Origin of the sequence: Serratia sp. KG1D, from assembly GCF_037150675.1 — a bacterium.
GTDB classification, from domain to species: domain Bacteria; phylum Pseudomonadota; class Gammaproteobacteria; order Enterobacterales; family Enterobacteriaceae; genus Serratia; species Serratia nematodiphila.
Window position 1 is genome coordinate 119560 of sequence record NZ_JBAGIH010000003.1, and the last position, 26203, is coordinate 145762.

Genomic DNA, 26203 nt, shown 5'->3' on the forward strand with positions numbered 1-26203 from the left:
GATATTCCCGTTGCCAGGCAGCGGAGCAAGGAGAACTGCGTGAGGCGACTGCCTGGGATTCTGTTAGCAACAGGCGCCACCCTAATCGTGATTGTGGCGCTGCTGATCAGCGGGCTGCGCCTGATGCTGCCGAAGCTGAACGACTACCGTCCCCAACTGCTGGCGCAGGTGGAGAAGCTGTCCGGCGTGCCCGTGCAGATGGATTTCCTACAGGGCAGTTGGGAAACCTTCGGCCCGCAGCTTGAAGTGCGTAACCTGAGCGTTACGCTGCCCAAAAGCGATGTGCATATCGAGCGCGTGACGCTGGCGCTGGATGTGTGGCAGTCGCTGTTGCACTGGCGCTGGCAGTTCCGCGATCTGACCTTCTATCAATTCCGGCTCGATTTGAACGCCACGTTGGGCGGCGATCGGCAGGGCGAAGGCCTTGAGCCGGGTAAAATCAGCGATCTGATGCTGCGCCAGCTCGACCATTTCGATCTGCGCGACAGCCGTATTTCATTCCTGACGCCCGCCGGCGCGCGCGCCGAATTCGACATTCCCCAACTGACCTGGCTCAACGGCCGCGATCGCCACCGCGCCGAGGGGCAGATCAGCCTGTCGACGCTGAACGGCCAGCACGGCGTGGTGCAGCTGCGCATGGACCTGCGCGATAATCAGGGCCTGCTGGACACCGGCACGGTCTATCTGCAGGCCGACAACATCGACATGAAACCCTGGTTTACCCGCTGGCTGCGCGCCAACACCGGGCTGGAAAGCGCCGACTTTAGCCTGGCTGCCTGGCTGCAGGTGCAGAACGGCGAGATCGCCGGCGGCCATGCGTTGCTCAAGCAAGGGGCGGCCAACTGGAATACCGGCGCCGCGCAGCACCGGCTGGACGTGGATAATCTGGCGCTGTCGCTGCGCCGCCAGGGCACCGGTTGGCAGCTCGACGTGCCGCAACTGCGGTTGAGCACCGACGGCCAGGCCTGGCCGCAGGGCGCGCTTTCCGCGCTGTGGCTGCCGGAAAACACCGAATTCATGGGGCCGGCGCAGAATGAAGAACTGCGTGTGCGCGCGACTGATATTCAGCTGGAGCGTCTGTCGGCGCTGCTGCCGACCTTCTCCTTCCTCAGCCCGGACGTGCTCGAGCGCTGGAACGATCTGCAGCCGCAGGGGCAATTGGAAGCGCTGGCGCTGGACATTCCGCTCAAGCAGCCGGAAAAGAGCCGTTTCCAGGCGCTGTGGCGCGATGTCAGCTGGCAGCGTTGGGAACTGCTGCCGGGCGTTAACCACTTCTCCGGGGCGTTGAGCGGCGGGGTGGAGAACGGCCGCCTGACGCTGGGGCTCACCGACAGCACCCTGCCTTACGGTGACATGTTCCGCGCCCCGCTTGAAATCAGCAGCGCGCGCGGCGCGCTGACCTGGCGTTACAACGATCAGGGCTGGGAGCTGGCGAGTCAGGGGCTGGACGTCAAGGCGAAGTCGCTGTGGGTCAACGGTGATTTCCGTTATCAGCAGCCGGCCAAGGGCGATCCGTGGCTGAACATCCTGGCGGGCATCCGCCTGTATGACGGCGCCGACGCCTGGCGCTATTTCCCGGAGCCGTTGATGGGCAAGCATCTGGTGGACTACCTGAGCGGCGCCATTCAGGGCGGCCAGGTGGATAACGCTACGCTGATTTATTCCGGCGATCCGCAGCACTTCCCGTATCGTAAAAACGAAGGGCAGTTTGAAGTTTTCGTACCGCTACGTCACGCCACCTTCCAGTTCCAACCGGGCTGGCCGGCGCTGACCGATTTGGCGATCGATCTCGATTTCGCCAACGAGGGATTGTGGATGCATGCGCCGCAAACCCGATTGGGTAAGGTGGCGGGTAAAAATATCAGCGCGGTGATCCCGGATTACCTGAAAGAGCGGCTGCTGATCGATGCCGAAGTCGCGGGTGCGGGCAGCGACGTGCATGACTACTTCATGCAGACGCCGTTGCACGATTCGCTCGGGGCGGCGCTGGAGCAGCTGCAGATTGGCGGTGATGTCAGTGGGCGCTTACATCTTGATATTCCCCTGGACGGCGAGCAGGTCAGAGCCACCGGCGAAGTGGCGCTGAACAACAATTCGTTGCTGATAAAGCCGCTGGACAGCGAACTGCAAAAGCTCAGCGGCAAGTTCCGCTTCGACAACGGCAACCTGCAGAGCGATCCCCTGTCGGCCAACTGGTTCGGGCAGCCGGTGGCGGTCAACTTTTCCACGCAGGAAGGCGATCGCGATTACAAGATCAATGTCGGCCTGAAGGGCGACTGGCTGCCGGGCAAGTTCCCCGGCCTGCCAAAAGAGGCCGCTGATGCGCTCAGCGGCAGCGCGCCCTGGCAGAGCCAGGTGGCCATCACGCTGCCGCATCAGGGCTCGGCCAGCTATGATATCGGCATTGACGCGGATTTGAAGAAAGTGAGCAGTCACTTACCTTCACCGCTGGACAAGGCACCGGGCGAGGCACTGCCGGTGAACGTCAAGGTCAAAGGCGGTCTGAACGGTTTCATGTTGACCGGCAGCGCGGGCAAACAGAACCGCTTCAACAGCGAATGGAACTTCGATAAAAAACAGGTGAATCTGGCGCGCGCCGCCTGGCAAACCAACGGGGGCGGCACGCCGCCGCTGCCGGCCGGCAAGTCGATGACGCTGAATCTGCCGGCGCTGGACGGTGAGCAGTGGCTGGCGCTGCTGGCGCCGGCACTGAAACAGGGCGGCGGCAGCGGTCAGGTGGGCGGTTTCAGCTTCCCTACCACCGTGGCGCTGACTACGCCGCAGCTGCTGTTGGGCGGCCAGGCCTGGCATAAGCTGACGCTATCGGCCGAAAAACAGCTTGGCGCTACCCTGGTGAGCGCCAAGAGCGACGAAGTGGACGGCAGCCTGCGGGTGGCCGATCGCGGGCCGTGGCGCGCCGATATCAACTACCTGTATTACAACCCACAGTTCGCCGAGACGAAAAACGCGGCGGGCGCACCGTCGCCGTCGACCGAGAAAGTTTCCTTCCGCGACTGGCCTTCGCTGATGCTGCGCTGTAAGTCGTGCTGGGTGCTGGGGCAGAACCTCGGCAAGGTCGAGGCGGATCTGACTAATCGGGGGGATACCCTGACGCTGGATCACGGTCTGGTCGATACCGGTAAAGGGCGTATGAGCGCCACCGGCCTGTGGAAACAAAACGCGCAGGAAGAGCGCAGCTCGCTGAAAGGCAAACTGCTCGGCGGCAAGATCGATGAAACCGCCGCCTTCTTCGGCATCACTATTCCGCTGAAGGGGGCGCCTTACGACGTGGACTTCGATCTGTACTGGCACGGCGCGCCGTGGCAGCCGCAGGTCGATACGTTAAGCGGCGCGCTACAGGTCAAGATGGGCAAGGGCGAGATCGACAGCATGGGCGGCGGCCGCGCCGGCCAGCTGCTGCGGCTGGTCAGCTTCGACGCCCTGCTGCGCAAGCTGCAGTTCGATTTCAGCGATACCTTCGGCAAAGGTTTCTACTTTGATTCCATCCGCAGCACCGCCTGGCTGAAAGATGGCATAATGCATACTGATAATCTATTGATCGACGGCCTGGCGGCGGACATCGCCATGAGCGGCCAGATCGATCTGGCGCGCCGCCGCATCGATATGGAGGCGGTGGTGGCGCCGGCGATTTCGGCGACCGTCGGCGTGGCCACGGCGTTTGTCGTCAACCCGATCGTCGGCGCGGCGGTATTTGCCGCCTCGCAGGTGCTGGGGCCGCTGTGGAGCAAGATTTCGCTGATTCGCTACCATATCGGCGGCGATCTCGACCAGCCGAAGATCAATGAGGTACTTCGTAAGGCAAAGGAGGATAAGGCGTCATGAGGAATGCTAACGTTGCGTTGTTGCAGTTGTGCAGTGGCGATCAGGTGCGCGATAACCTGGCCCAGATTGAACAGCAGATCAAGCAGCTCAATGCCGGGGTAAAACTGGTCATGACGCCGGAGAACGCGCTGCTGTTCGCCAACTCCGCGGCCTACCGCCAACAGGCGGAAAAACAGGGCGATGGCCCGCTGCAGAACGCGGTGCGTGAGCTGGCGCGCCGCTATGGGGTGTGGTTGCTGGTGGGCTCGATGCCCTTGATCAGCCGCGAAAACCCGGAACTTATCACTACCAGCAGCCTGTTGTTCGACGAGCAGGGCGAGATCCGCGCCCGCTATGACAAACTGCATATGTTCGATGTGGATATCAACGATGCGCACGGCCACTACCGCGAGTCGGATACCTACCAGCACGGGCAGCACCTGACGGTGGTGGATACGCCGGTCGGGCGCTTGGGCATGACCATATGCTACGATCTGCGCTTCCCCGCGCTGTTCCAGGCGCTGCGGGCACAGGGCGCCGAACTGATTTCGGTGCCGGCGGCGTTTACCCGGGTCACCGGCGAGGCGCATTGGGAAATCCTGCTGCGCGCCCGGGCGATCGAAAACCAGTGCATGATCCTGGCGCCGGCGCAGGTGGGGCGCCACGGACCGACTCGTCGTACCTGGGGCCACACGCTGGCTGTTGACGGCTGGGGCAAGGTGCTGGCCGAGAACGCGGACGCCGTGGCGGCGCTGAAGGTGCGCGTGGACACCGCAAGCCTGAAAAATATTCGTGCGCAGATGCCGGTGCTGCAGCACAACCGATTCCAGACGTCGCTGACGGCGCCGTCTGACAAGCTATCCTCCAATCAAGAGTGAAACCATTATGAGCCTGACGTTTGTCAGTGAGCAGTTACTCGCTACCAACAAGCTGAGTCATCAAGACCTGTACAGGGTACTGGGTCAACTGGCAGAACGCCGTATCGACTACGCCGATCTCTATTTCCAGTCCAGCTATCACGAAGCCTGGGTGATCGAGGACGGCATCATCAAGGATGGCTCTTACAATATCGACCAGGGCGTCGGCGTGCGCGCCGTCAGCGGTGAGAAGACCGGCTTCGCCTATGCCGATCAGATCACCCTGAATGCGCTGCAGCAGAGCGCCCAGGCGGCGCGCAGCATCGTGCGCGAGCAGGGCGACGGGCGGGCGCATACCCTGGGCGAGATCGGTTACCGGGCGCTGTATCCGCTGCTCGATCCGCTGCAAAGCCTGCCGCGCGAAGAGAAAATTGCCTTGCTGCACCGCGTCGACAAGGTGGCGCGCGCCGCCGATGCGCGAGTGCAGGAAGTGAACGCCAGCATCACCGGCGTTTACGAGCAGGTGTTGGTGGCCGCCACCGACGGCACGCTGGCGGCGGACGTTCGCCCGCTGGTGCGCCTCTCCGTCAGCGTACTGGTGGAACAGGACGGCAAGCGTGAGCGCGGCTCCAGCGGCGGCGGCGGCCGTTTCGGTTACGACTATTTCCTGGAAACCGTCGACGGCGACGTGCGCGCCGATGCCTACGCCAAAGAAGCGGTGCGCATGGCGCTGGTCAATCTTGGCGCGGTGGCGGCGCCGGCCGGCAATATGCCGGTCGTGCTGGGCGCCGGCTGGCCGGGCGTGCTGCTGCATGAGGCGGTGGGCCACGGCCTGGAAGGCGACTTCAACCGACGCGGCACCTCGGTATTCAGCGGCCATATGGGTGAGCTGGTGGCTTCCGAACTGTGCACCGTAGTGGATGACGGCACCCTGCAAGGGCGCCGCGGCTCGCTGGCGATCGACGACGAAGGCGTGCCGGGTCAGTACAACGTGCTGATTGAAAACGGCGTATTGAGAGGCTACATGCAGGACAAGCTCAACGCGCGGCTGATGGGCGTCGCCCCGACCGGCAACGGCCGCCGCGAGTCCTACGCGCATCTGCCGATGCCGCGCATGACCAACACCTACATGCTGGCGGGCCAATCGACGCCGGAAGAGATCATCGCCAGCGTCGAGTACGGTCTGTACGCGCCGAACTTTGGCGGCGGTCAGGTGGACATCACCTCCGGCAAGTTCGTGTTCTCCACCACCGAAGCCTACCTGATCGAAAAGGGCCGCATCACCAAACCGGTGAAAGGGGCGACGCTGATCGGCTCCGGCATCGAGGCGATGCAGCAGATCTCGATGGTCGGCAACGATCTGGCGCTCGATAAAGGCGTGGGCGTGTGCGGCAAGGAAGGCCAGAGCGTGCCGGTAGGCGTTGGCCAACCGACGCTGAAACTGGATACGTTGACCGTCGGTGGCACGGCGTAATCTTTCTTCAAGGGGCCATGCGTTGGCCCCTCAACCATTCTCCATTTCGCGGCCTTTCTCGCATTCGTAACGCTAAGCGCGGCAGGACGCCGTAGCCTGCACGACATAATGGAATGAAATTGACGTGGCGAAAAAACAGAGCACGACAAGAATGACGCGCCTGGCATTATCCGCTCGGCGTTGGCTGCTGGTGCTGGGCGTTCTGTCCCTGACGGGCTGCGCCCGTTCCGATGCGCTGTGGGGCGTGGTCGATAAACTCTGCATGGCCAACTATCAGCAAAAACGCAATCCGGCCCCGTGCGAGCAGATTTATATGCCGCAGGGGAAAGCGCAGGGCTTTAGCGTGCTGCAGAACCCGCGTTACCCTTATCACTTTATCCTGGTGCCGACGGCGCCGCTCTCCGGCATTGAAAGCCCGCAGCTGCTGGTTGGAGAACGGACAGACTATTTTGGCTATGCCTGGCTGATGCGTTACCGGCTGGCCGCCGAGTATGGCGGGCCGGTGCCGGATGATATGTTGGGCATGGCGATCAACTCCGCTTACGGCCGCAGCCAAAACCAGTTGCACATTCACCTGACCTGTCTGCGCGAGGACGTGCGGCGCCAATTGCAGGCGGAACGCCCCTACATACAGGAGCAATGGCGGCCTTTGCCGGATAAGTTGTTGCGCCACACCTATTATGCTCGCCGCGTGATGCAGCCAGCCGTGATGGGCATCTACCCGATTAAGGATTTGGCGGATTATTTCCATCTGTCGCCGCCGCAGCTGGCGGAATATGGCGTGGTCGTCGTTCCGACGACGTTTGCCGGCCGGCAAGGGTTTATCTTGCTGGCCTCGAAACGCGGCTGGGACGTCGGCAATCGCGCGTCGGTAGAGTCGCTGCTGGATAAAGAGTGCGCGATTTTGCCACGTTGATTTTGCTACATAAATGACGCAGGTGAGAGCAACGAGGCATCGCTCTCACCTTGTTGTCCCTACCTAAACCGCGCATCCCGCGTAAACAGGAAAGCGGCTTCCCGCAGGCGAGCGTCGGCTTGTGCCTGATCCCCCTGATAGCGCAAGATCATGATCAGCGTGGCGTAGACGTTGGCGTCGATACGGCGCTGCAGATAGGCATTGGCCCACTGCCGATAGCCGGTCAACAGGGCATCATCACGCGTCTGGTTATAGACCAGCAGCGCGTGAGATTGCTCGTCGAAGGTTTTGCGTTCCCGGTAGATCCAGGCAGCCGGCGGCGGCATGTGCTCGATGCTGTCGATGTTGGCCAGCATAGTGCGTTCCGACTGGGTGAGCGCCATGCGCCCTTGCCAGGCGAAGACCGCCATCACCAGCACGCCGACCGCCGCCATCGCCACCGGCAGGCTCAGGGTTTTGGCGAACGGCAGCGGGCGGGGTTCGCCGGTTTGGCCATCCAGCAACGCCAGCAGCAACAGAAACGCCAGCCAGTGCGGCGCAGACAGATAGAAAGGGTATTCCAGCTGGGTGTGCACCAGCATTGGCAGCAGCACCAGGAACAGCCCGACGCGCGCACCGTTCGGCTGCTCGCGATCCCGTTGCCAGGCGCGTTTCAGCAGCAGCGCGCCGGCGATGAGGACGATCATGATACCCGCCAGCGCCGGCAGGCCACCCTCAACCCACCACAGCAGGATTTCATTGTGCGGATGCCCGGCGACTTCCAATACTTCTCGCCAGGGCATTTCCTGCAGGCGAAAGTGCGCGAAGCTGTATTCAAAACCGCCGTAACCCCAGCCCAGCAGCGGCTTGGCCAGGATCATGGCGCCGACGTCATGCAGCATGGTCAGACGCGCGCTGTTGGACAGCCCCCGACCGATCAGGCCGGCGCGGCCATCCAGACCGAAACCGGTGAACACCACTGTGAGGCCGATCGCCATCCCCAACAGCAGCGCGCCGCCGGCCCAGCGGCTTGCGGCCGGGCGCCGGCGGGCAAAACGCCACAGCAGCAACGCCGCCGCCAAGGCGCCGCCAAGCCAGGCGGCGCGCGACTGGATCAGCACCAGCAGGGCGGAGAAAACGGCCAGCAGCGCGAGCAGCGGGATTTGCCGCCGCCACGTTGGCGCTGAGAGGGGAGCAAGCAGCAGCCAGAGCGCCAAGGCCAGCCCGGTGGCGATAAAGCTGCCCAGCACGTTCGGTTGCTGAAAGACGCCGTAGACCCGGCTGCCGTTAGGGGCTACCCAGGCCAGCGTGGGGGCGAACAGCTGCAGCGCCGCCAGCAACGCCTGAACGCCGATGGCGAACAGCAGACCGTACAGCAGCAGCTCGCGCTGTCGGGCGGTGAGGCGCAGCTGCAGGCAGGCGACATAGAACAGCCAGCCGCCGAGCAAACCGGCGCAGCGCCACAGGGCATCTTCGCGCCACTCGGGGCGGGTATACAGCAGCGGCAACGCCAGTACGGCGATGCCGAGCAGCAACCGCCGGGCGGTGGGGGTCAGCGAAAGACGGATGCGACCAAGGCAAACGGTGAGGGTCACGATCAGCGCTGCGAGCGCCATGACGCCCCAGGCCAGAATGTTTTGCGGCAGCGCCAGGCCGTCGCCGCCCATGTTGGGGTAATAAACCGGCAGGACCGCCGCCATCCAGATCAGCAGCAGGGGCAGCACGGCGATGGTCGCTGCGTTAGCGGGAGATTTATCGGCCATGGTTAACCTGCCATGGCCTGATAGCGTTTATGAAATGCATGTTTTAATTATTCCCTATCCTTTATCCTGATGTCGAAATGCGTGTAATGTTCAATTCGAAAATGTCTCACGGGAAATTTAAATCGTCTTCATGGTGAAGCGATAAATAATGTTTGCCCTGAGAATGCGCGAGGCTGTATGCCTAAAGAAAGGTTAAGCCGTAATTTTCACCCGCAAAAGGCATTTTTTTCACCCGCAAAAGGCATTTTTGTTGTTTGCAAAAACAGACGCGCTATTTTCTCAAATCTATTGTGATTCAGTCAATTTTTAATCGAATTTTATTTTTGTTTATTAAAATCAGTTGATTGAGTGTTATTTTTGCGTGTATGAATATCGTGGGGTATTTCGGCGATGGCCTATGTCGGCAGTCAATGTGAAGAATAAGATAGGTATCTTATTGTTTAATTTGTTTCGTCAGCGGCGGCGTGATGGCGGAGATTTATTTCATCGTTTTCCATTGCTGATTTTTAAATTAAAATTGATTTTCATCGTTGTATTTTTATTGAGATTATTCTTGTCTTCATCTGTTTTTTTTGGTTTTTATAAAATGATTTATTGTTAGGATTGTTCTGCTGCATTGGAAATAAAAGAGGTTATGGCTTGAGCCTCCCGTTGCCGCGGCAGAATACGGACTAACGCGCCTGCTAAAGCGCGTTCATCTTGTCTCCCGCCCGCTTACTCCACCTCACCGATCCGCTCCAGCGCATCCACCACCAGATCCCAGAATTTATCCTGATCCAGTTTGACCGCTACCTGGGTGTGGCAATCCGGCGGCGGCGGCGCGCGGAAGTCCGCGACCGTCATGCCTAAGGTGAGGGTGCCGGTCAGCTCTATATTTACCGGCGCTTTGCGCACCGACATGACGCTCGGATCGATCACATAGGCCACCGCGCATGGATCGTGCACCGGCGGGGCGCTGAAGCCCTGCGCCTGTTGGTACATACGGCCAAAGAATGCCAGCAGTTCGCCGACGAAGGCGGCCGGCCGGGTGCCGAGGGCGGCGATGCGTTCGCAGACTGCCGGCGTGGCCAGCGCCTGGTGGGTAAGATCCAGCCCGACCATGGTGAGCGGCCATTTTTCGTTGAACACGATGTGCGCCGCCTCGGGATCGATTTTGATATTGAACTCCGCCACCGCGCTCCAGTTGCCCACATGATAGCCGCCGCCCATCAGCACCACTTCCTTGACCCGTTCGGCAATGCGCGGCTCTTTACGCACCGCCATGGCGATATTGGTCAGGCCGCCGGTCGGCACCAGCGTCACGCTGCCCGGCGGGTGGGCCATCACGGTCTCGATGATCAGGTCTACCGCGTGGCGTGAGTCCAACTGCAGGTGGGGTTCCGGCAGCACCGGGCCATCGAGGCCTGAGTCGCCGTGAATGTCGGGCGCCACTTCGATATTGCGCACCAGCGGACGCGGGCAGCCGGCGGCGAAGGGGACGCCGGTGATATTGGCGATACGGGCCACCACCAGGGCGTTGCGCGTCACTTTGTCCAGCGTCTGGTTACCCACCACGGTGGTGACCGCCAGCAGGTCGATCTGCGGATTGCCCCAGGCCAGCAATAGAGCGATGGCGTCGTCATGCCCCGGGTCACAGTCCAGTATGATTTTTTTCATGGTTATTCCTGATGCAGGGAGAGGTTTCCGCAGCATAACGCAGCGCGACGGTGTGGGATAATGCCGATGGTGCTTTTGTTAACGGCATCAAAGCCTTGCCACTTTTACGATGTAATGAAACGTAAATCCTGCTCGCCGGGCTTTACCCTGGAGTTTACTCCAGGGTTTACAGTGAGGTTCAGCGTCAATGCACAGAGGAGAGGCGGGATGAGCTTACTGAAACGGTTGTTGGGGCAAGGCGGTCATCAGCGCGCGGGCCACGGCGGCGGGCATCATGGCAACCGCTATAACCAGCATGGTGAGCCGGGGCCGCAGTGCCCGGAATGCCAGGCAGTGAATAAATCGGGCGCCCGTTATTGTCACCGCTGCGGTCAGCCGTTTGCCGCGCTAAGCGCCACCTGCGGCCAGTGCGCCGCGCCGTTGCCGCCGGGCAGCCGCTTTTGTCCGCAGTGCGGCGGCGGTGTGCCGTGAACCGGGGCGGTTGGACACTCGCGCTGCTGCTGGGCGCCATGGCGCTGTGGACGCTGCTGGCCTGGGGCGTAGCCGGGGTACTGGCCTGGCTCCCGGCGTTGGCGGAGGCAGCCGGGAATGCATCGTTGCCGGTGAACGGTGCGCTGAGCCTGGTGCCGCAGGCGGTGCTGGACGCCTGGCTGCCATGGCTGAAACAGCTGGGCAGCGGGCTGGCGAGCTATTTTCCTGTGCTGCTGACCTGGGCGGGCTACGCCGTCTGGCTGCTGTGGGGCTTCGGCATGGTGGCGCTGACGCTGCTGGCCGCGCTGGCGCGCCGTTATTTGAGCGCCGCTCAGCGATAGCCCTGATAGACCGCCGCTACGCGTTCGAAATAGTCGGTTAAATAGTTGATGCACACCTGCACCTTCAGCGGCAGTTTGTCTTTCTCGGTATAGAGCGCGTAGATCGGCCGCGGATCCGAATGGTAGCTTTTGAACAGGATCTCGATCTCGCCGCGTTTGATCTCTTCGATCACCCACATCAGCGGGGCGTAGGCGATGCCGGCGCCGTTTTTCAGCCAACGGATCATGGTGGAGGAGTCGTTGGTGACGAAGCGCCCCTGCGGGGAAATGCGTGTGGTGATGCCTTCCGGCGACATCAGTTCAAATTCGCTGTCGGGCCGCACGCTGTACTCCAGCCAGGAGAAGTTGACCATGTCGCTCGGCTTCTGCGGCGTACCGTGCTGGATCAGGTAGCTTTTGGCGGCGCACACCACCATCGGCATCTGCCCCAGGCGGCGGGAGAACAGGCTGGAGTCCTGCAGCGCCCCGGTGCGGATCACCAGATCCAGTCCGTCGGTGATCAGATCCGGCGCCGGAATGCCGGTTACCAGGTTGACCGTCAGGCCTGGGTACTCTTTCATCATCTCGGCGGTCATGTTCGCCAGCACGTTTTGCGCCATGGTGGATGAGCTGCCGATGCGCAGCGTGCCGGCGGGCGTATTGTTAAATGCGTACAGCTGCTCATGCACCTCGCTGACTTCCTGCAGCATGCGTCGGCAGCCCTGATAGTAGATTTTGCCGGCCTCGGTCAGGCCGATGCTGCGCGTGCTGCGGTTCAACAGCTTGACCTGCAGTTCATTTTCCAGTTTCGAGACGGTTTGACTGATCGATGAAACGCTCATGTCGAGTTGGCGTGCGGCCGCGGTAAACGACCCGAACTCAACCACTTTGGCGAATACCGACATCCGTTTTAATCTTTCCATTATTCACTCTGGCTTAAAAGTGATTTAGATCACAGATTGTTGATGCCTTGATAGTAAGCAGGCTAATATAACGTGGTCGGGTGAATAGACCTTACCAACGTGCGAGAGCGATCGGCAACGCAATCCTGCCGCTCCTCCGGCACCCTCGCAATCCCTGTCGTGGATGTCTGCCCCCAAGTTTAACCTTTTTTCGGGTTCGTGACCTGGACAAGCTGCCTGGTCAAGATTTGTGGCGCGCGCACGCTAAAATGTAAAGAGAATGTGAATGGCGAGATGTGTCTTTCCCCGGCGTAGTGAACAATAAGGAAAAAGTGATGAGTTTGCTTCCGGTTATGGTCATCTTCGGGCTGTCGTTTCCGCCGGTGTTTTTCGAGCTGCTGGTGTCGCTGGCGCTGTTTTTTCTCTTGCGCCGCCTGCTGCAGCCGACGGGGATTTACGATTTTGTCTGGCATCCGGCGCTGTTTAACACTGCGCTGTATTGCTGCTTGTTTTATCTGATTTCGTGTCTTTTTGTTTGAGGTCGCTGTGAAAAATTTTTCGATAAAAATAACCCGAATCGCGATCACTTTGATTCTTGTGCTGTTGGGCATCGCCGCGATATTCAAGGCCTGGGTGTTCTACACCGAGTCGCCGTGGACGCGTGATGCCAAGTTTACCGCCGATGTGGTGGCGATCGCCCCGGACGTCAGCGGCCTGCTGACCGACGTGCCGGTGGTGGATAACCAACTGGTGAAGAAAGGCCAGGTGCTGTTCGTGGTCGATCGGCCGCGTTATGAGCAGGCGCTGGCGGAAGCCGGCGCCGACGTCGCCTACTATCAGACGCTGGCGGCGGAAAAACGGCGCGAGGCCGGCCGCCGCGTGAAGCTGGGCGTGCAGGCGATGTCGCAGGAAGAGATTGACCAGTCGAACAACTCACTGCAGACCGTGCAGCACCAACTGGCGAAGGCCATTGCGGCGCGCGAGCTGGCGCAGCTGGATCTGGAACGCACCACGGTGCGGGCGCCGGCCGATGGCTGGATCACCAACCTCAACGTCCATGCCGGCGAATACATCACCCGCGGCTCGGTGGCGGTGGCGCTGGTGAAGAAAGATTCCTTCTACATCCTGGCGTACCTGGAAGAAACCAAGCTGAATGGCCTGAATAAGGGCGACCGCGCTGAGATCACCCCGCTCGGCAGCAACCGCATCATGCACGGCACCGTTGACAGCGTGGCGGCGGCGGTGAACAACAGCAGCAGCACGGTGAACAACAAAGGGTTGGCCTCGATCGACAGCAACCTGGAGTGGGTGCGCCTGGCGCAGCGCGTGCCGGTGAAGATCCTGCTGGACGCCAAGGATCAACAGCATCCGTACCCGGCCGGCACCACCGCCACCGTGGTGATCGTCGGCAAGAACGATCGCAATGCCGACAGCGGCTCGCCTTTTGTGCGCCTGATGCACCGGCTGCGTGAGTTCGGCTAATGAGCAGCCCAACCTTTATCCGGCTGAGATTCGCCTTCAAACTCAGCTTCGCGATTGTGTTTGCGCTGTTCGTCGGCTTCCATCTCAATCTGGAAACCCCGCGCTGGTCGGCGATGACCGCCGCCATCGTCGCCGCCGGCCCGGCCTTTGCCGCCGGCGGCGAACCTTTCTCCGGCGCCATCCGCCACCGCGGCTGGCTGCGCATTATCGGCACCTTTATCGGTTGCTTCGTCGGCCTGATCATTATCATCACCACCGCCCGCGCGCCGGTGGTGATGCTGTTGCTGTGCTGCATCTGGGCCGGTTTCTGCACCTGGCTCTCTTCGCTTATCAAGGTGGAGAACTCCTATGCCTGGGGGCTGGCCGGGTATACCGCGCTGATCATCATCGTGACGGTCGCCACCAGCGAGTCTCATCTGCTGGAAGCGCCGCAGTTCGCCATCGAACGTTGCAGCGAGATCGTGCTGGGGATCGTCAGCGCCGTGTTGGCGGATCTGCTGTTCTCGCCGCGTTCGATCAAACAGGACATCGATCGGGCGGTGGATCAACTGCTGGTGGCGCAATACCGCCTGATGCAGATGTGCATCAGCAATGCCGACAAAGAGGATATCGATCGCGCCTGGAGCAATCTGGTGAAGAGCACCACGGCGCTGGACGGCATGCGCAACAACCTGATGATGGAGTCCTCGCGCTGGCAGAAGGTCAACCGCCGGGTAAAAGCGCTGCATACGCTGTCGCTGACGCTGATCACCCAGGCCTGCGAAACCTATCTGATCTTGTTGAATCACCCGGACGCGCTGAAAGACAGCCTGCGTGAGCAGCTGATGGTCCCGGCGGAAACCCCGCAGGAGATCCACAAGCGCATGAAGCTGCTTCGCCAGGTGCTGACCACGCATCGTTCCGAGGAAACGCTGCCGACCCTCACCGGCTGGGTCGGCGCGGCGACGCGCTACCTGCTGCTGTCGAAAGGCGTGCACGCCAACTGCAGTATCAGCGCGGTGGAAGAGGGGGTGTTGAGCAACGAAACCGTGGTCAAGCCGACTTCGGCGGAAGGGCATCACGCGATGATCAACGGCCTGCGCACCTTTGTGGCGACGGCCTTCGGCAGCCTGCTGTGGCTGTGGACCGGCTGGACGTCCGGCAGCGGTTTTATGGTGATCATCGCGGTCATCACCTCGCTGGCGATGCGCACCCCGGCGCCGCGCATGGTGGCGATGGATTTCGTGCTGGGCATGCTGGCGGCGATCCCGGTCGGCTCTCTGTTCTTCATGGTGATCCTGCCGGCGACGCAGCAGAGCATTTTGCTGCTGTGTCTCAGCCTCGGCCTGCTGGCGTTTTTCATCGGCATCGAGGTGCAGAAGCGGCGGCTCGGTTCGCTGGGGCTGCTGGCCGGGACCATCAACATTCTGGTGCTGAGCAACCCGATGGAGTTCAACGTCACCCAGTTTCTCGACGGGGCGCTGGGCCAGTTCCTCGGCAGCTGCGTTGGGCTGATGGTGCTGCTGCTGATCCGCGACAATTCGCGTGAACGCACCGGCCGCACGTTGCTCAACCAGTTCGTCAGCAGCGCGGTGTCGGCGCTGACCACCAAGGCGGCGCGTCGTCGGCAAAACCACCTGCCGGCGCTGTATCAGCAGCTTAACCAGCTGCTGATGATGTTCCCGAACGACATCGCCAAGTATCGTCTGGCGCTGAACCTGATCATTGCCCACCAGCGCATGCAGCGGGCGGAGATTCCGGTCAGCGAAGAGCTGTCGGCCTTCCACCGCCAGATCCGCAGCACCGCCGATCGGGTGGTCTCCGCCAAGAACGACGTCAAGCGCGCCTATTACTACGATCGCTTGCTGGGTGAAATGAACGAGTACCAGCAGAAGCTGGTGGACAATCAGGCGCCGCTCAGCGTCACCGGGCCGGTGAAACGCCTGGCCGACATGCTGCATCGCTATCGTCACGCCTTGATCGATTGATGCGTTCCCTCCTGTTGCGCCGCGTTGTGCGGCGCCTTCCCTGACTATACTGAAAGCAGCGCCTGGCATGGCGAGCCGTCTCATGTGAGGCGGCCTGTTTTCAGAGAGACTCCGAGTGCCAGAACGACTGGAAAGTGGCATCATTGTCATGAGTGGATGAAACGCTTACCGCCGCGAAAACGTGACGTGCCGGTCATCTTAGTTTCATCCAGGTCGGCTATATACCTAACTAGCCTGGGGGAGCTGCGGCGCCTTCGGCGGCATAATTTCAGGGAATGTCATGAACAAGCGGATTCTGTTGGCGATTGTCATCGCCGTGGTCATCGCCGTCTTCAGCGCGCTGCGCGGCAACGAGCACCGTGCGATCGGCGGCAATGCGGCGGTGGTGCAAGCGCCGGCGGGGCAACAGCAGAGCATCGATCGGCTCACGCAGCAGCAAACGGTGGTGAGCTACCTGCAGCAGCATCAGCGGCTTCCGGGCTATTACGTCACCAAGAAGCAGGCGCGCGAGCAGGGCTGGGACCCGCGTTCAGGCAACCTCTGTGCGGTATTGCCGGGCAAGGCGATTGGCGGCGATCGATTCTCTAACCGTGAAGGGCAACTGCCGAGCGCCGGCGGCCGGGTCTGGCGCGAAGCGGACATCAATTACCAGTGTGGCCGGCGCGGCGCCGATCGCCTGCTGTATTCGAGCGACGGTCTGATCTTCGTCACGCGCGACCATTACAAAAACTTCATTCGTGTGGAGTGAGTTTGATGGCAAAAGTAGAGTTTGATTTTGAACAGATCCAGGATGTGCCGACCTTCTACCGCGATTTTGCGCACAAGTTTGCGCTGGACGAGGGATTCGGCGCCAACCTCGACGCGCTGTGGGACGTAGTGACCGGCGATATCGGTCTGCCGGTGGAAATCGAGTTCACTCACCTGAATGCCCGCAGCAAGCGTCGTTTCGGCGCGATCATTCTGCTGTTTGAAGAGGCGGAAGAAGAGCTGGAAGGCAGCCTGCGCTTCAATATCCGCGAAAGCAGCGGCGAACCGGCACATCACCGGGGATGAAACGGGTTCATCCCGGGATGGCGGCGGCGCTTAGTCGGCCGCTTCGGCCAGCTCGCGCAGGTATTGGAAGATCTGGCGGTAAGCCTTAGGCGGCTTGTTGGCGGCCTTCTCTTTCTGCGCGTTGCGCACCAGTGAACGCAGCTGTTGGCGATCGGCGGCCGGATACAGATCCAGGATCGACGGAATGACGTCATCGCCTTCTTCGACCAGACGGTCGCGCAGCGCTTCCAGCTTGTGGAACAGCGAAACCTGCTGGTTGTGGCGGTTTTTCAGCTTGTCGAGCGCGGTCTGGATCGGCTCGATATCGCGGGCGCGCAGCATCTTGCCGATCAGCTGCAGCTGACGGCGACGGCCCTCTTTTTTGATCTTCTGCGCCAGCTCGATGGCGGCGCGCAAATCTTCGTCCAACGGAATGCGATCCAGCGCGTTTTTGCCCAGATCGACCATTTCGGCCCCCAGGTCTTTCAGCGCTTCGGCATCACGTTTAATTTCACTTTTACTGACCCAGATAATCTCGTCATCGTCCTCGTTTTCATTCTCCGGGACATCGTCGAGCCAGTCTTCAGGCTGTTTGTTCATGGTAGGCTCCGTTAAAAAGAGGCTAATCCTAACAGGTTGCTGGCTTTATGCGAAATTCAACGCGGTTCCTGTTAGACTCAACGGCAGAGATCTCAGGATTTTTGCGCGCCGCTCCGCGTGCACAACTACGCCGCTCCGGCACTTTTCTCAACGATTTTCTGATTAATTATGGCAGATTGATGAAAGTAGTCACTCAAGTTGCAGAACAGCGCAAGGCGCTGGAACAGGCCGTTTCTCAGGCGCTGGAGCTGGCTCGCGCCGGTTCCGACGCGGCGGAAGTCGCGGTCACCAAATCGACCGGCATCAGCGTCAGCACCCGCTTCGGCGAAGTGGAAAACGTCGAGTTCAACAGCGATGGCGCGCTGGGCATTACCGTGTATCACCGCCAGCGCAAAGGCAGCGCCTCTTCCACCGATCTCAGCCCGGACGCCATCGCTCGCACCGTACAGGCGGCGCTGGACATCGCGCGCTATACCTCTGAGGATCCCTGCGCCGGCCCGGCGGAGAAAGATCTGCTGGCGTTCGAGGCGCCGGATCTCGATCTGTTCCACCCGACCGAGCTGGACGCCGAGCGCGGCATTGAGCTGGCGGCGCGCGCCGAGCAGGCTTCGCTGGCGGCGGACAAACGCATTACCAACACCGAAGGCGGCAGCTTCAACAGCCACTACGGCATCAAGGTGTTCGGCAACAGCCACGGCATGCTGCAAAGCTACTGTTCCAGCCGTCACTCGCTGTCCAGCTGCGTCATCGCAGAACAGGACGGCGACATGGAGCGGGATTACGCTTACACCATCGGCCGGGCGATGGGCGATCTGCACAGCCCTGAGTGGGTGGGGCAGGAGTGCGCCCGCCGCACGTTGGCGCGCCTCGCGCCGCGCAAATTGTCGACCATGAAGGCGCCGGTACTGTTCGCCTCCGAGGTGGCCACCGGGCTGTTCGGCCATCTGGTGGGCGCCATCAGCGGCAGCAGCGTTTATCGCAAATCTACCTTCCTGTTGGACTCGCTGGGCAAGCAGATCCTGCCGGCGTGGCTGACCGTCGAGGAGCATCCGCACCTGCTGAAAGGGCTGGCGTCGACGCCGTTCGACAGCGAGGGCGTGCGCACCCAGCGGCGCGATATCGTCAAGGATGGCGTGCTGCAAACCTGGCTGATGACCAGCTACTCGGCGCGCAAGCTGGGCCTGCACAGCACCGGCCATGCCGGCGGCATCCATAACTGGCGCATTGCCGGGCAGGGCGCAGACTTCGCCGGCATGCTGAAGCAGCTCGGTACCGGCCTGGTGGTCACCGAATTGATGGGCCAGGGCGTCAGCGGCGTCACCGGCGATTATTCTCGCGGCGCCGCCGGTTTTTGGGTGGAAAATGGCGAGATCCAGTACCCAGTCAGCGAGATCACCATCGCCGGCAACCTGAAAGACATGCTGCGCAACATCGTCAGCGTCGGCAGCGATATCGAAACCCGCAGCAATATCCAGTGCGGTTCGGTGCTGCTGCCGGAAATGAAGATCGCCGGCCAGTGATCCGCTGCGCGGCCGGCGCCCGCCGGTCGCGCGTTACCCCGTCTCAACCTTGCTTACAAATCTCCGGTTTCGATTTTTCCCGGCCTTGCCTATGGTAACGGTGGGTTAATTAAAACAATAACTGGAAGGTGAGCAAACATGCAGAATACCCTGAAAGCGCTGGCGGCGTTGACGCTGCTGGCAGCCAGTTCGCTGGCGGTCGCCGCCGATCTGGGCGACGATATGGACACCCTGGCGGAAAACTACAAAACGGTGCTGAATACCGACTCCGCCGCTACCCTCAAACAGAGCCTGCAGAACATGCGCGCCGCCGCGCAGGATGCCAAACAGGGCACCCCGCCGAAGCTGGAAGACAAAGCCGCCGACAGCCCGGAGATGAAAGATTTCCGCAGCGGGTTGGATACCCTGATCGGCCAGATCGATCAGGCGCTGGCGCTGGCCAATCAGGGCAAAGTCGCTGAAGCGAAGCAGCTGGCGCAAGGCTTCAAACAAACCCGCGACGCCAACCACAAGAAATTCCGCTAATCCGTCAACCGTCGCGCCCGTCTTCCGTCAGATAGGAGGAGGGCGCCTGCCCCAGCACGCGGCGGAACATGGTTGAAAACGCCGCGCTGCTGTCATATCCCATCTCCATCGCCACCTGCGTCACGCTGCGCCCTTCGGCCAGCAGCGCCAACGCCAGCACCACGCAGGCGCGCTGGCGCCATTGCGAAAAAGGCAGGCCGGTCTGCGCGCGAAAGAAGCGGCTGAAGGTGCGAATGCTCATGTACAGACGGGGCGCCCACCGCTGCGCGGAGTCGTGGGCGTCGGGGTGTTGCAAAAAGGCGCGGCACAGCTCAACCAGCCGAGGATCGGCGGGCAGCGGGATGTGCAACGGCAAAGGTTGCAGCCGGGCCAGCTCGTGCAGCAGCAGCGCCGCCAGCGCTCCGTCGCGGCCCTGTTGTTCATACTCCAGTGGCATATCCACCGCCGCCATCAACAGCTGGCGCATCAGCGGCGTGACGCTGACCACCTGACATACCTGCGGGCGTTCGGCGGGTAACGCGCCGGGTTCGAGATACAGGCTGCGGGTGGTGACGCCGACCATCCGCACCGCGTGCGGCATCTGCGGCGGCAGCCACACCGCGTGCTGCGGCGGAACGACCCAATTACCTTGCTGCGTGAAAACGTGCATGACGCCGGTAGCGCCGTACAGCAACTGCGCGCGCCGGTGGCTGTGCATTGGCAGCAGGTGCCCCGGCGGATAATCGGTGCCGATGGCGATCACCGCGCGGGTTACGTGGTCGATGTCATCAATGCGGACGTTGCGCATGTGTTCCCTTTGGCGGGCAAATTAGCCGAAACGCAATGATAGTTGGCCTTTCATATAAAGCAAGCCAGCGACGGTCGCCCTACTATCGGGGCAGAAAAATAACGCTTGTTCGGGGCGCCGTTATTTTATCGGCCATGAAGCCCGTACAAGTCTTCACACCAGGGTGGGACGAAGGTTCTCGTTCTCGCAATACAAGAAGTTAATAAGGAATAAAGCGTCATTTTATTCCAACACCTGAAGCAATAGTTCTTAGCGCAGTTCAATGACTATAAGGTGATATTTCATGTATAAGTTCGGTGTGATTGGCGGCGGGGCCGCCGGCATCTCTTTTGCCTATAACTTTATAAAAAATAAGTCGGTTAATCATTGCAAAAGGCCGCTTTCCCTGACGGTTTTCGACAAGCAGGGATTTAAAGGCGGTATGGCATACAGCAGCGATTTTGACAGCCATATATTAAATATGACGCCGGAAAATATGTCGGCGGATATTTTCGACGAAGCGCACTTCGTTGATTGGATCGCCATGCATTTTCCGCAGTTTTGCCAGGATCGTTATCCGCCGCGCTGGCTGTATCGGGAATATCTCGATTTTATTCGCGACATGACGATATATATGGCGGCGGACAGTAACGTAGCGCTGAATTTCGTGACCGCCGAAGTGAATGCCATCGCGCCGCACGAAGCCGGCTATCGGCTGACCACCGCCTGCGGCGGCGCCGAGCAGATGAACGCGCTGGTGCTGTGTTCGGGGCACAACCCGCCGGAATGCCTTTACCCAGTGGATGGGGTGATCGCTTATCAGGCTCATCAGGATCTGCCGCCGATCAACCCTTATTCGAGCATCGGCGTGATCGGCTGCAGCCTGACGGCGATTGACGCCATCGTTGAACTGATGGAGCGGCTGGGAGCGACCGACATCTGCGCCCTGTCGCGCTCGGGCCTGTTCCCCAGCGTGCAGCCGGCGCTGATGCGTCCGCCGCCGGAGGCGTTTGTTGAGGCGCTGCGGCGCTTTGTCGCCGGCCGCGATTTTATTGACGCGCATCAGCTGGTGCATGCGATCAACGCCGCGCTGGCGCGCCACTATCCGGGGCCGGAGCGGCTGACGGTGCTCTCGGCGCTGGGGGAAAGGCGCGATTGCTACCGCGATCTGGCGGACAGCCTCGATCGCGCGCGCTTTGCCAGGGAGCATATCTGCAGCTATCTGGCGGCGATCCACCCGGCGGTGTGCGCCGCCTGGGTCAAGATGGATGCCAACAACCGGCAGGTCTTCATGCGCTTTTACAACTCCTCCTGGATGCGCAATCGGCACGCCATGCCGATCAAGAATGCCAACAAGATCGTGGCGGCGCTGGAGAGCCAACGCCTGCGCGCCTGCGGCGGCCTGGTGGATATCAGCAAGGCAACGGACGGGTTTATCCTTCGTTGCCATGAGACGCGGGTGCGCGCGCAGTATCTGTTCAACTGCACCACGCCTTCCTATCAACTGCCGCCCAACCGCCTGAGCCAGCAGCTGCTGCAAGACGGGCTGGTGCAAGAGAACCTGTTCGGTGGCGTGAAGTGCAACCCGCATACGCTGAAAATCGCCGACCGACGCGGCCGTGAGCAGCATCTCTACTCGCTCGGCGCGCCCGCCAAGGGCGATCTTTTTTATACCTCGGCGATGGAATCCATCACGCGGGATATCAGCAAAATCGTGTTCAACAACCCTATTTTCAACGCAAAGAAGGCTGAAGTATGAAAAACGTAGCGCTCTTTGTCGGCAACGACATTTTCTCCTGGCTGGTGTGTCAGGATCTGATCGCCGCCCTGAAAGGCGAGTGTGCTTTTACGGTGTATTTCCCCTTGGCGAAAAGCGGCGGCCGCACCCAGGAGCCGGCGGTTCGCCGCCTGGGGCTGTACGAGCGCGAGGTGCTGAACGATTTTGTATTCCCGTTCGTTGGCCGCAACGCCGCCGCCTGTGAGGGTGCCTATCAACCGCCGGCCCTGTTCCTGGCCGCCGCCGGGGTCAAAGCGCATCGCGTTCTCGACATCAATGACGCCACGTTTATCAGCAGCCTGGAGCATATGGACGCGGTGATCTCCCTGCGCTGCTATCAGAAATTCTCCGCCGACTATGTGCGCGCCTTCAGCCGACGCGGCAAGCTGCTGTGGAACCTGCACCCCGGCGACTTGCCGCGCTATCGCGGGGTGATGACGCTATTCCGCGCAATGATGAACGGTGACAAGGGCTGTGCGGTGACGCTGCATGAAATGGATGAGCACTGGGACGCCGGCCCGGTGCTCGCCCGTCTGCCCGCCGAGCTGCGTCACGATCTGTCGTTCCTGGAAAACATGATGTTGCTGGGCGTGCAAAGCGGCACCTTCCTGGCGCGCCAGCTCATGCGGGCGGAACGGCGCGAAGCGATAGCGGCGGAAAAGCAGGGTGATTCGCGCTATTGGGGCTTCCCGGACGCACAGACGCTGGCGCGGGCGGAACAGGCGGGCATTGAGCTGGTGGATCACGACGCCGTGCGCGATCAGTATCTGGGGCTGTTCGTCGGCGATCGTTTCCATCCGCTGGCGGGGCAGTTCTGCGCCGGGTTCGACGACTTCGTGCGGGCGCACGGCCATGATTGAAACGTTGATTGTACTGGGTGCCGGTTTTCTGACCGGCATCACCACCATTCTGTTCGGCTTCGGCGGCGGCTTTGTGGTGGTGCCTTTTGTCTATCACCTGATCTCCGCCTCGGGCGAGCAGCCCGGCCAGGCGATGCATATTGCTGTAGCGACCTCGACAGCGGTGATGATCCTCAACGCGAGTTATGCCACCCTGACCAACTGGCGCAGCGGCAACCTGCTGCGAGAAACCATCGTACCGCTGATCTTTTTCATCGGCATCGGCGCGGCGCTGGGCGCGTTCGCCTCCTCGCTGCTGGCGGACGGCGTGATCCGCTGGCTGTTTGTGGTCTATATGACGGTGACCATCGCCGACTGTCTGTTCCGCCGGGGCTTCCTGATCAAACCGGCGCGCGCCGAACTGTCTCCCGCCACGTTGTGGGGCGGCGGGCCGTTGATCGGCGGCATCGCCACGCTGCTGGGGGTGGGCGGCAGCGTGATGACCGTGCCGCTGCTGCGTCGCCATGGTTACGACATGAAATATTGCGTCAGCGCCGCCAACCCGCTGTCGATCCCGGTGGCGGTGATCGGGGCGCTGATGTATATCGTGTTGGGGTGGCGCGAGATGAGCGGGCCGCAGTATCTGGGTTACGTCAATCTGAACATTCTGGGGCTGCTGGTGGCGGCGGGGATTGCGGGGATCGTGTTTGCCAGGCGCTGTTTGCCGAAGGTGAGCGATGCGCTGCATGCCAAAATCTACGTGCTGCTGCTGATCGCCGTGCTGATCGCTATCTGCCTCTGAGACAGAAAGGGCGGCCGGATGCCGCCCTGAAAACCGCTTAACGGTGGTATTCGCCCGCCGCTTCCGGCTGGTACAGCAATTCCAGCACTTCAATCCGCGCTTCTTCACCGTTCGGCAATTGCCAGGAGATCTGCTTGCCGACGTGCATGCCGAGCAGCGCTGCGCCCAGCGGCGCCATCACCGACAGCTGATCGTGGCTGTCTTTCAGCGAAGCTGGGTAGACCAGCGTGCGCACATGCTCTTCATCGGTGTGCAGATCGCGAAAACGCACGCGGCTGTTCATGGTCACCACGTTGGCCGGCATTTTCTCCGGCGGCAGGATTTCCGCGCGATCCAACTCGTCGTTCAGCGCGGCGGCGACGTCGGTGTTGGCAAAGGCCGGTTGTTCCAATAGCGCATCCAGGCGTTCCGCATCCAGCTCATTAATAGTAATGATGGGTTTGGTCATTCCACTCTCCAGTCAAATCAAAGGGCGCCAGTCTGTGCGCCCATAAATTCGGAAAAACAACACAAAGCAACACCCCCGCGCCAGAGGAGCGGGGGTGTGGGTAATGTCGATTTGTCCCATTGATAGTAGGCGGTTGGGGCGAGAAAAGAAAGAGATCCCGATCACGAAGGCTTTTATCGTCAATCGAGACAAAAAAAACCGTTAGCCGGGTTATGTATTTGTTATCTCATTCACTTTTTCGCCGCAGCGCCGTTTTGCGAAATGGATCTCCGCGCGTCATTCGATTTCCACTTCGAACTGGAAAAAACCGGTCTCCACAGAAAATCTTGCCGGGGGTAGGGTAAAGACATCACAGAAAGCGGGTTATTCAGGTGATGCGCTTTACGGCTTACTGATTAATGTGGGATCTAGGGGTACTGAAAAGTGAATGATGGATCTGCTTCATTAAAAGAAATTGAACAATCCGATATCAGCGAAGCCGGTGAGATCACCGCTCGGGTGCTGGCGGATATTACCGCGATGCTGAATGCTGAGAATATTTATACCAATGCGGTGCAGCAACAGATGCTGGAATCGCATATTCGCGCCATGGTGCTGCGCTCAATAACCGGCGAGCCGTTGCCGGAGGTGGATAAATCATTGTTCGACGAAATTTCCGCCGAGTCCATGCAAATGGCGGAGCGCGTGGTGGATCAGTTTGGCACATTGCCTATCGAAGAGGCCTATTTGCTGTCCGTGCACTTCGAAGTGGCGAAAGATAATAACGCATAGCGGTTAACGCATCGATTTCAATCAGGAGAATATACCATGGGTCAAATTACCGTAGTGATCGGCGATCGTTTGGGCAAAGGGCAAAAAGTCGGCCAGGGCGTTGAAAACGCAGGCGGAAAAGCGGTGGTCATCCCCGGCGTGGCGGCGGATATGAAGCTGGGCGACGTCATGAAAGCGGAAAACGCGCAGCTGGGCATCTCTTTTTGCGGCAGTGGCGGCGCCGGTGCGATTACCGCGCAAACCAAATACGGCTACAAAGCCAAATACGGCATGCGTTCGGTGGAAGAGGGCGTGACGGCAATTAACGAAGGCTGCAACGTGCTGGGTTTCGGCTTTATGGATAAAGAAGAGCTGGGCCAGAAACTGGTGGAAGCCTACGTCAAAAAACATGGCAATCCATAATGAAAGAGCAATATACCACATCGGTGAAGGTGGAGGGTAAAGGCGACAGCAAAGCGAAAGCTTTTGCTTCCGCCTTGGCTAATGTGCAGGGCGCGGTATTAAAGTCCACCAACAATATTCTGCTGCGCATCGAGCCGCAGGACGTCAGCGTAGTGAAGGCGGAAGAGAAAATAACTAAAGAGAAATTTCTTTTCTTCTTTTTGCCGCGTGAAAGAAAGAGCTATGCCGTTTCTCTGGAAATAACCGTGAACGTAACCATTATCAATACCGAGAAGGTTGTCTTCGTCACGAAATAAAAACGTTAGCATAAATGAAAGGGTATACTGATGTTTTTAATCATCTTATTTAAATCGATTATTATCGGTGGGCTGGTGGGGGTCGGCGTAGGGGCCGGCGCCGCACGCATGTTCCACGCGCCGACAACACAGGGCATGGGAGCGTTTCGCACCCTGGGCGAGCTGAACTCCTGCGAGGGCGATCCGGCTTCCCACTTCTCATTCGGTCTGGGCTTCTTCTTCAACGCCTGGGCGTCTTCCGTGGCGGCGGGCTCCTTCACGCAGGACGTCGATCACCGCATCATCCCGCACTGGGGCGCGGCGGCCCTGATGGTCAAGAATCGCAATCTGGCGCAAACGCTGCACGATCCGAAAAAAATGGCCATCGCCTGCGGCATCATCGGCATGCTGGTGGTGGCCTTCCTCAATACCACCGCTTCCGCCGTGCCTGCCGCGCTGCAGGTCACCGCGATCAAGGTGCTGGTGCCGGCGGCCAACCTGCTGGTGAACACCGTGATGCCGGTGATCTTCTGGCTGGCGGCGATCGACGCCGGGCGCCGTTCCGGCTTCTGGGGCACCATCTTCGGCGGCCTGGCGCAGCTGATCATGGGCAACGCCGTACCGGGCCTGGTGCTGGGCATTCTGATCGGCAAGGGCGTGGAAGAGAGCGGCTGGAACAAGATCACCAAGATCATGATGGCGGTGATCGTGCTGCTGTTCGTGCTGAGCGGCTTCTTCCGCGGCTTCGATATGAAAGTTCTCGAGTCCTTCAGCCTCGGCGTGCCGGGCTGGCTGGACGCCATTCACAACACCCTGAGCGGTAAATAAGGAGCGGGA

At 60.5% G+C, this 26203-nt stretch carries 26 protein-coding genes; 20 read left to right on the forward strand and 6 right to left on the reverse strand.

The window, feature by feature from the left end; all coding sequences use genetic code 11:
- Positions 1 to 39: 39 nt before the first annotated feature.
- The 4 genes from yhdP (at position 40) to WFM45_RS15670 (ending at position 7069) form a co-directional block, all read left to right on the forward strand.
- Positions 40 to 3843, forward strand: a complete 3804-nt coding sequence (gene yhdP, locus WFM45_RS15655) for an AsmA2 domain-containing protein YhdP (RefSeq protein WP_076741018.1) — start codon at positions 40 to 42, stop codon at positions 3841 to 3843.
- Positions 3840 to 4700 carry a deaminated glutathione amidase gene (gene nit1 / locus WFM45_RS15660; protein WP_004936930.1) on the forward strand — a complete coding sequence of 287 codons (861 nt, stop codon included), beginning with the start codon at positions 3840 to 3842 and terminating at the stop codon, positions 4698 to 4700. Before yhdP ends, nit1 begins: the two co-directional genes overlap by 4 nt.
- Before the next feature lie 7 nt (positions 4701 to 4707).
- A complete protein-coding gene (gene tldD, locus WFM45_RS15665; RefSeq protein WP_016930234.1) occupies positions 4708 to 6153 on the forward strand; it encodes a metalloprotease TldD in 1446 nt (481 codons plus the stop codon).
- 151 nt (positions 6154 to 6304) lie between these two features.
- Positions 6305 to 7069 carry a CDP-diacylglycerol diphosphatase gene (locus WFM45_RS15670; RefSeq protein WP_033631998.1) on the forward strand — a complete coding sequence of 255 codons (765 nt, stop codon included), beginning with the start codon at positions 6305 to 6307 and terminating at the stop codon, positions 7067 to 7069.
- A gap of 59 nt (positions 7070 to 7128) precedes the next feature.
- Here WFM45_RS15670 and WFM45_RS15675 read toward each other — a convergent pair whose 3' ends face one another.
- Positions 7129 to 8811 (reverse strand): PglL family O-oligosaccharyltransferase, encoded by a 1683-nt coding sequence (locus tag WFM45_RS15675; protein WP_336956360.1) that lies wholly within the window; start codon positions 8809 to 8811, stop codon positions 7129 to 7131.
- A gap of 714 nt (positions 8812 to 9525) precedes the next feature.
- Positions 9526 to 10467 carry a uridine-preferring nucleoside hydrolase UriH gene (gene uriH, locus WFM45_RS15680; RefSeq protein WP_336956362.1) on the reverse strand — a complete coding sequence of 314 codons (942 nt, stop codon included), beginning with the start codon at positions 10465 to 10467 and terminating at the stop codon, positions 9526 to 9528.
- Positions 10468 to 10674: 207 nt separating this feature from the next.
- On the opposite strand from uriH, the gene WFM45_RS15685 reads away from it, so the two are divergent.
- Both WFM45_RS15685 and WFM45_RS15690 read left to right on the forward strand, forming a co-directional pair.
- A complete protein-coding gene (locus WFM45_RS15685) occupies positions 10675 to 10938 on the forward strand; it encodes a zinc ribbon domain-containing protein (protein WP_336956364.1) in 264 nt (87 codons plus the stop codon).
- Positions 10935 to 11279: a hypothetical protein gene (locus WFM45_RS15690; RefSeq protein ID WP_033632002.1), complete on the forward strand. Its 345-nt coding sequence runs from the start codon at positions 10935 to 10937 to the stop codon at positions 11277 to 11279. Before WFM45_RS15685 ends, WFM45_RS15690 begins: the two co-directional genes overlap by 4 nt.
- Here WFM45_RS15690 and aaeR read toward each other — a convergent pair.
- The gene (gene aaeR / locus WFM45_RS15695) at positions 11270 to 12181 is read right to left on the reverse strand and encodes an HTH-type transcriptional activator AaeR (protein WP_015379188.1); all 912 of its coding nucleotides are present in this window, start codon (positions 12179 to 12181) and stop codon (positions 11270 to 11272) included. The two genes, WFM45_RS15690 and aaeR, sit on opposite strands and share 10 nt — an antisense overlap.
- 314 nt (positions 12182 to 12495) lie before the next feature.
- On the opposite strand from aaeR, the gene aaeX reads away from it, so the two are divergent.
- From aaeX to WFM45_RS15720, 5 genes are all read left to right on the forward strand, one after another.
- Positions 12496 to 12699 (forward strand): p-hydroxybenzoic acid efflux pump operon protein AaeX, encoded by a 204-nt coding sequence (gene aaeX / locus WFM45_RS15700; protein WP_004936952.1) that lies wholly within the window; start codon positions 12496 to 12498, stop codon positions 12697 to 12699.
- A gap of 7 nt (positions 12700 to 12706) precedes the next feature.
- The gene (gene aaeA, locus WFM45_RS15705; protein ID WP_004936954.1) at positions 12707 to 13642 is read left to right on the forward strand and encodes a p-hydroxybenzoic acid efflux pump subunit AaeA; all 936 of its coding nucleotides are present in this window, start codon (positions 12707 to 12709) and stop codon (positions 13640 to 13642) included.
- Positions 13642 to 15609, forward strand: a complete 1968-nt coding sequence (gene aaeB / locus WFM45_RS15710) for a p-hydroxybenzoic acid efflux pump subunit AaeB (RefSeq protein WP_015379187.1) — start codon at positions 13642 to 13644, stop codon at positions 15607 to 15609. The genes aaeA and aaeB overlap by 1 nt, the downstream gene beginning before the upstream one ends.
- A gap of 280 nt (positions 15610 to 15889) precedes the next feature.
- The gene (locus tag WFM45_RS15715; RefSeq protein WP_033632004.1) at positions 15890 to 16357 is read left to right on the forward strand and encodes a ribonuclease; all 468 of its coding nucleotides are present in this window, start codon (positions 15890 to 15892) and stop codon (positions 16355 to 16357) included.
- 5 nt (positions 16358 to 16362) lie between these two features.
- The gene (locus WFM45_RS15720) at positions 16363 to 16662 is read left to right on the forward strand and encodes a barstar family protein (protein ID WP_004936963.1); all 300 of its coding nucleotides are present in this window, start codon (positions 16363 to 16365) and stop codon (positions 16660 to 16662) included.
- A gap of 30 nt (positions 16663 to 16692) precedes the next feature.
- On the opposite strand, the gene yjgA is transcribed toward WFM45_RS15720, so the two are convergent.
- Complete coding sequence (gene yjgA / locus WFM45_RS15725) at positions 16693 to 17241, reverse strand: ribosome biogenesis factor YjgA (protein WP_004936968.1); 549 nt, start codon at positions 17239 to 17241, stop codon at positions 16693 to 16695.
- Positions 17242 to 17420: 179 nt separating this feature from the next.
- Here yjgA and pmbA point away from each other — a divergent pair, with 179 nt between their 5' ends.
- Entirely contained in the window at positions 17421 to 18761 is a 1341-nt protein-coding gene (gene pmbA, locus WFM45_RS15730; RefSeq protein WP_004936970.1) for a metalloprotease PmbA, read from the forward strand.
- Between the two features lie 138 nt (positions 18762 to 18899).
- The gene (gene cybC / locus WFM45_RS15735) at positions 18900 to 19286 is read left to right on the forward strand and encodes a cytochrome b562 (protein WP_015379185.1); all 387 of its coding nucleotides are present in this window, start codon (positions 18900 to 18902) and stop codon (positions 19284 to 19286) included.
- Positions 19287 to 19290: 4 nt separating this feature from the next.
- Here the strand turns inward: cybC and WFM45_RS15740 are convergent, their stop codons facing one another.
- A complete protein-coding gene (locus tag WFM45_RS15740) occupies positions 19291 to 20073 on the reverse strand; it encodes an AraC family transcriptional regulator (RefSeq protein WP_033632005.1) in 783 nt (260 codons plus the stop codon).
- 283 nt (positions 20074 to 20356) lie between these two features.
- Between WFM45_RS15740 and WFM45_RS15745 the strand changes: the two genes are divergently transcribed.
- From WFM45_RS15745 to WFM45_RS15755, 3 genes are read left to right on the forward strand one after another with little or no spacing between them, the layout of a single operon-like run.
- Positions 20357 to 21811 (forward strand): FAD/NAD(P)-binding protein, encoded by a 1455-nt coding sequence (locus WFM45_RS15745; protein WP_021505114.1) that lies wholly within the window; start codon positions 20357 to 20359, stop codon positions 21809 to 21811.
- The gene (locus WFM45_RS15750) at positions 21808 to 22689 is read left to right on the forward strand and encodes a formyltransferase family protein (protein WP_015379183.1); all 882 of its coding nucleotides are present in this window, start codon (positions 21808 to 21810) and stop codon (positions 22687 to 22689) included. The genes WFM45_RS15745 and WFM45_RS15750 overlap by 4 nt, the downstream gene beginning before the upstream one ends.
- Positions 22682 to 23470, forward strand: a complete 789-nt coding sequence (locus WFM45_RS15755) for a sulfite exporter TauE/SafE family protein (protein ID WP_015379182.1) — start codon at positions 22682 to 22684, stop codon at positions 23468 to 23470. The genes WFM45_RS15750 and WFM45_RS15755 overlap by 8 nt, the downstream gene beginning before the upstream one ends.
- 37 nt (positions 23471 to 23507) lie before the next feature.
- Here the strand turns inward: WFM45_RS15755 and rnk are convergent, their stop codons facing one another.
- Positions 23508 to 23918, reverse strand: coding sequence for a nucleoside diphosphate kinase regulator (gene rnk, locus WFM45_RS15760; RefSeq protein WP_004936993.1), 411 nt, complete (start codon positions 23916 to 23918; stop codon positions 23508 to 23510).
- Positions 23919 to 24371: 453 nt separating this feature from the next.
- Between rnk and WFM45_RS15765 the strand changes: the two genes are divergently transcribed.
- Genes WFM45_RS15765 through WFM45_RS15780 form a run of 4 tightly spaced genes read left to right on the forward strand, consistent with a single transcriptional unit; the run spans position 24372 to position 26194 of the window.
- Positions 24372 to 24689, forward strand: a complete 318-nt coding sequence (locus tag WFM45_RS15765) for a glycine dehydrogenase (RefSeq protein ID WP_086016691.1) — start codon at positions 24372 to 24374, stop codon at positions 24687 to 24689.
- Positions 24690 to 24725: 36 nt separating this feature from the next.
- Positions 24726 to 25091: a glycine-rich SFCGS family protein gene (locus tag WFM45_RS15770; RefSeq protein ID WP_004937000.1), complete on the forward strand. Its 366-nt coding sequence runs from the start codon at positions 24726 to 24728 to the stop codon at positions 25089 to 25091.
- On the forward strand, positions 25091 to 25387 hold the full coding sequence (locus WFM45_RS15775; RefSeq protein ID WP_004937003.1) for a DUF4312 family protein: 297 nt from the start codon (positions 25091 to 25093) through the stop codon (positions 25385 to 25387). The genes WFM45_RS15770 and WFM45_RS15775 overlap by 1 nt, the downstream gene beginning before the upstream one ends.
- A gap of 30 nt (positions 25388 to 25417) precedes the next feature.
- On the forward strand, positions 25418 to 26194 hold the full coding sequence (locus WFM45_RS15780; RefSeq protein WP_004937006.1) for a DUF4311 domain-containing protein: 777 nt from the start codon (positions 25418 to 25420) through the stop codon (positions 26192 to 26194).
- The last annotated feature ends 9 nt before the right edge of the window (positions 26195 to 26203 follow it).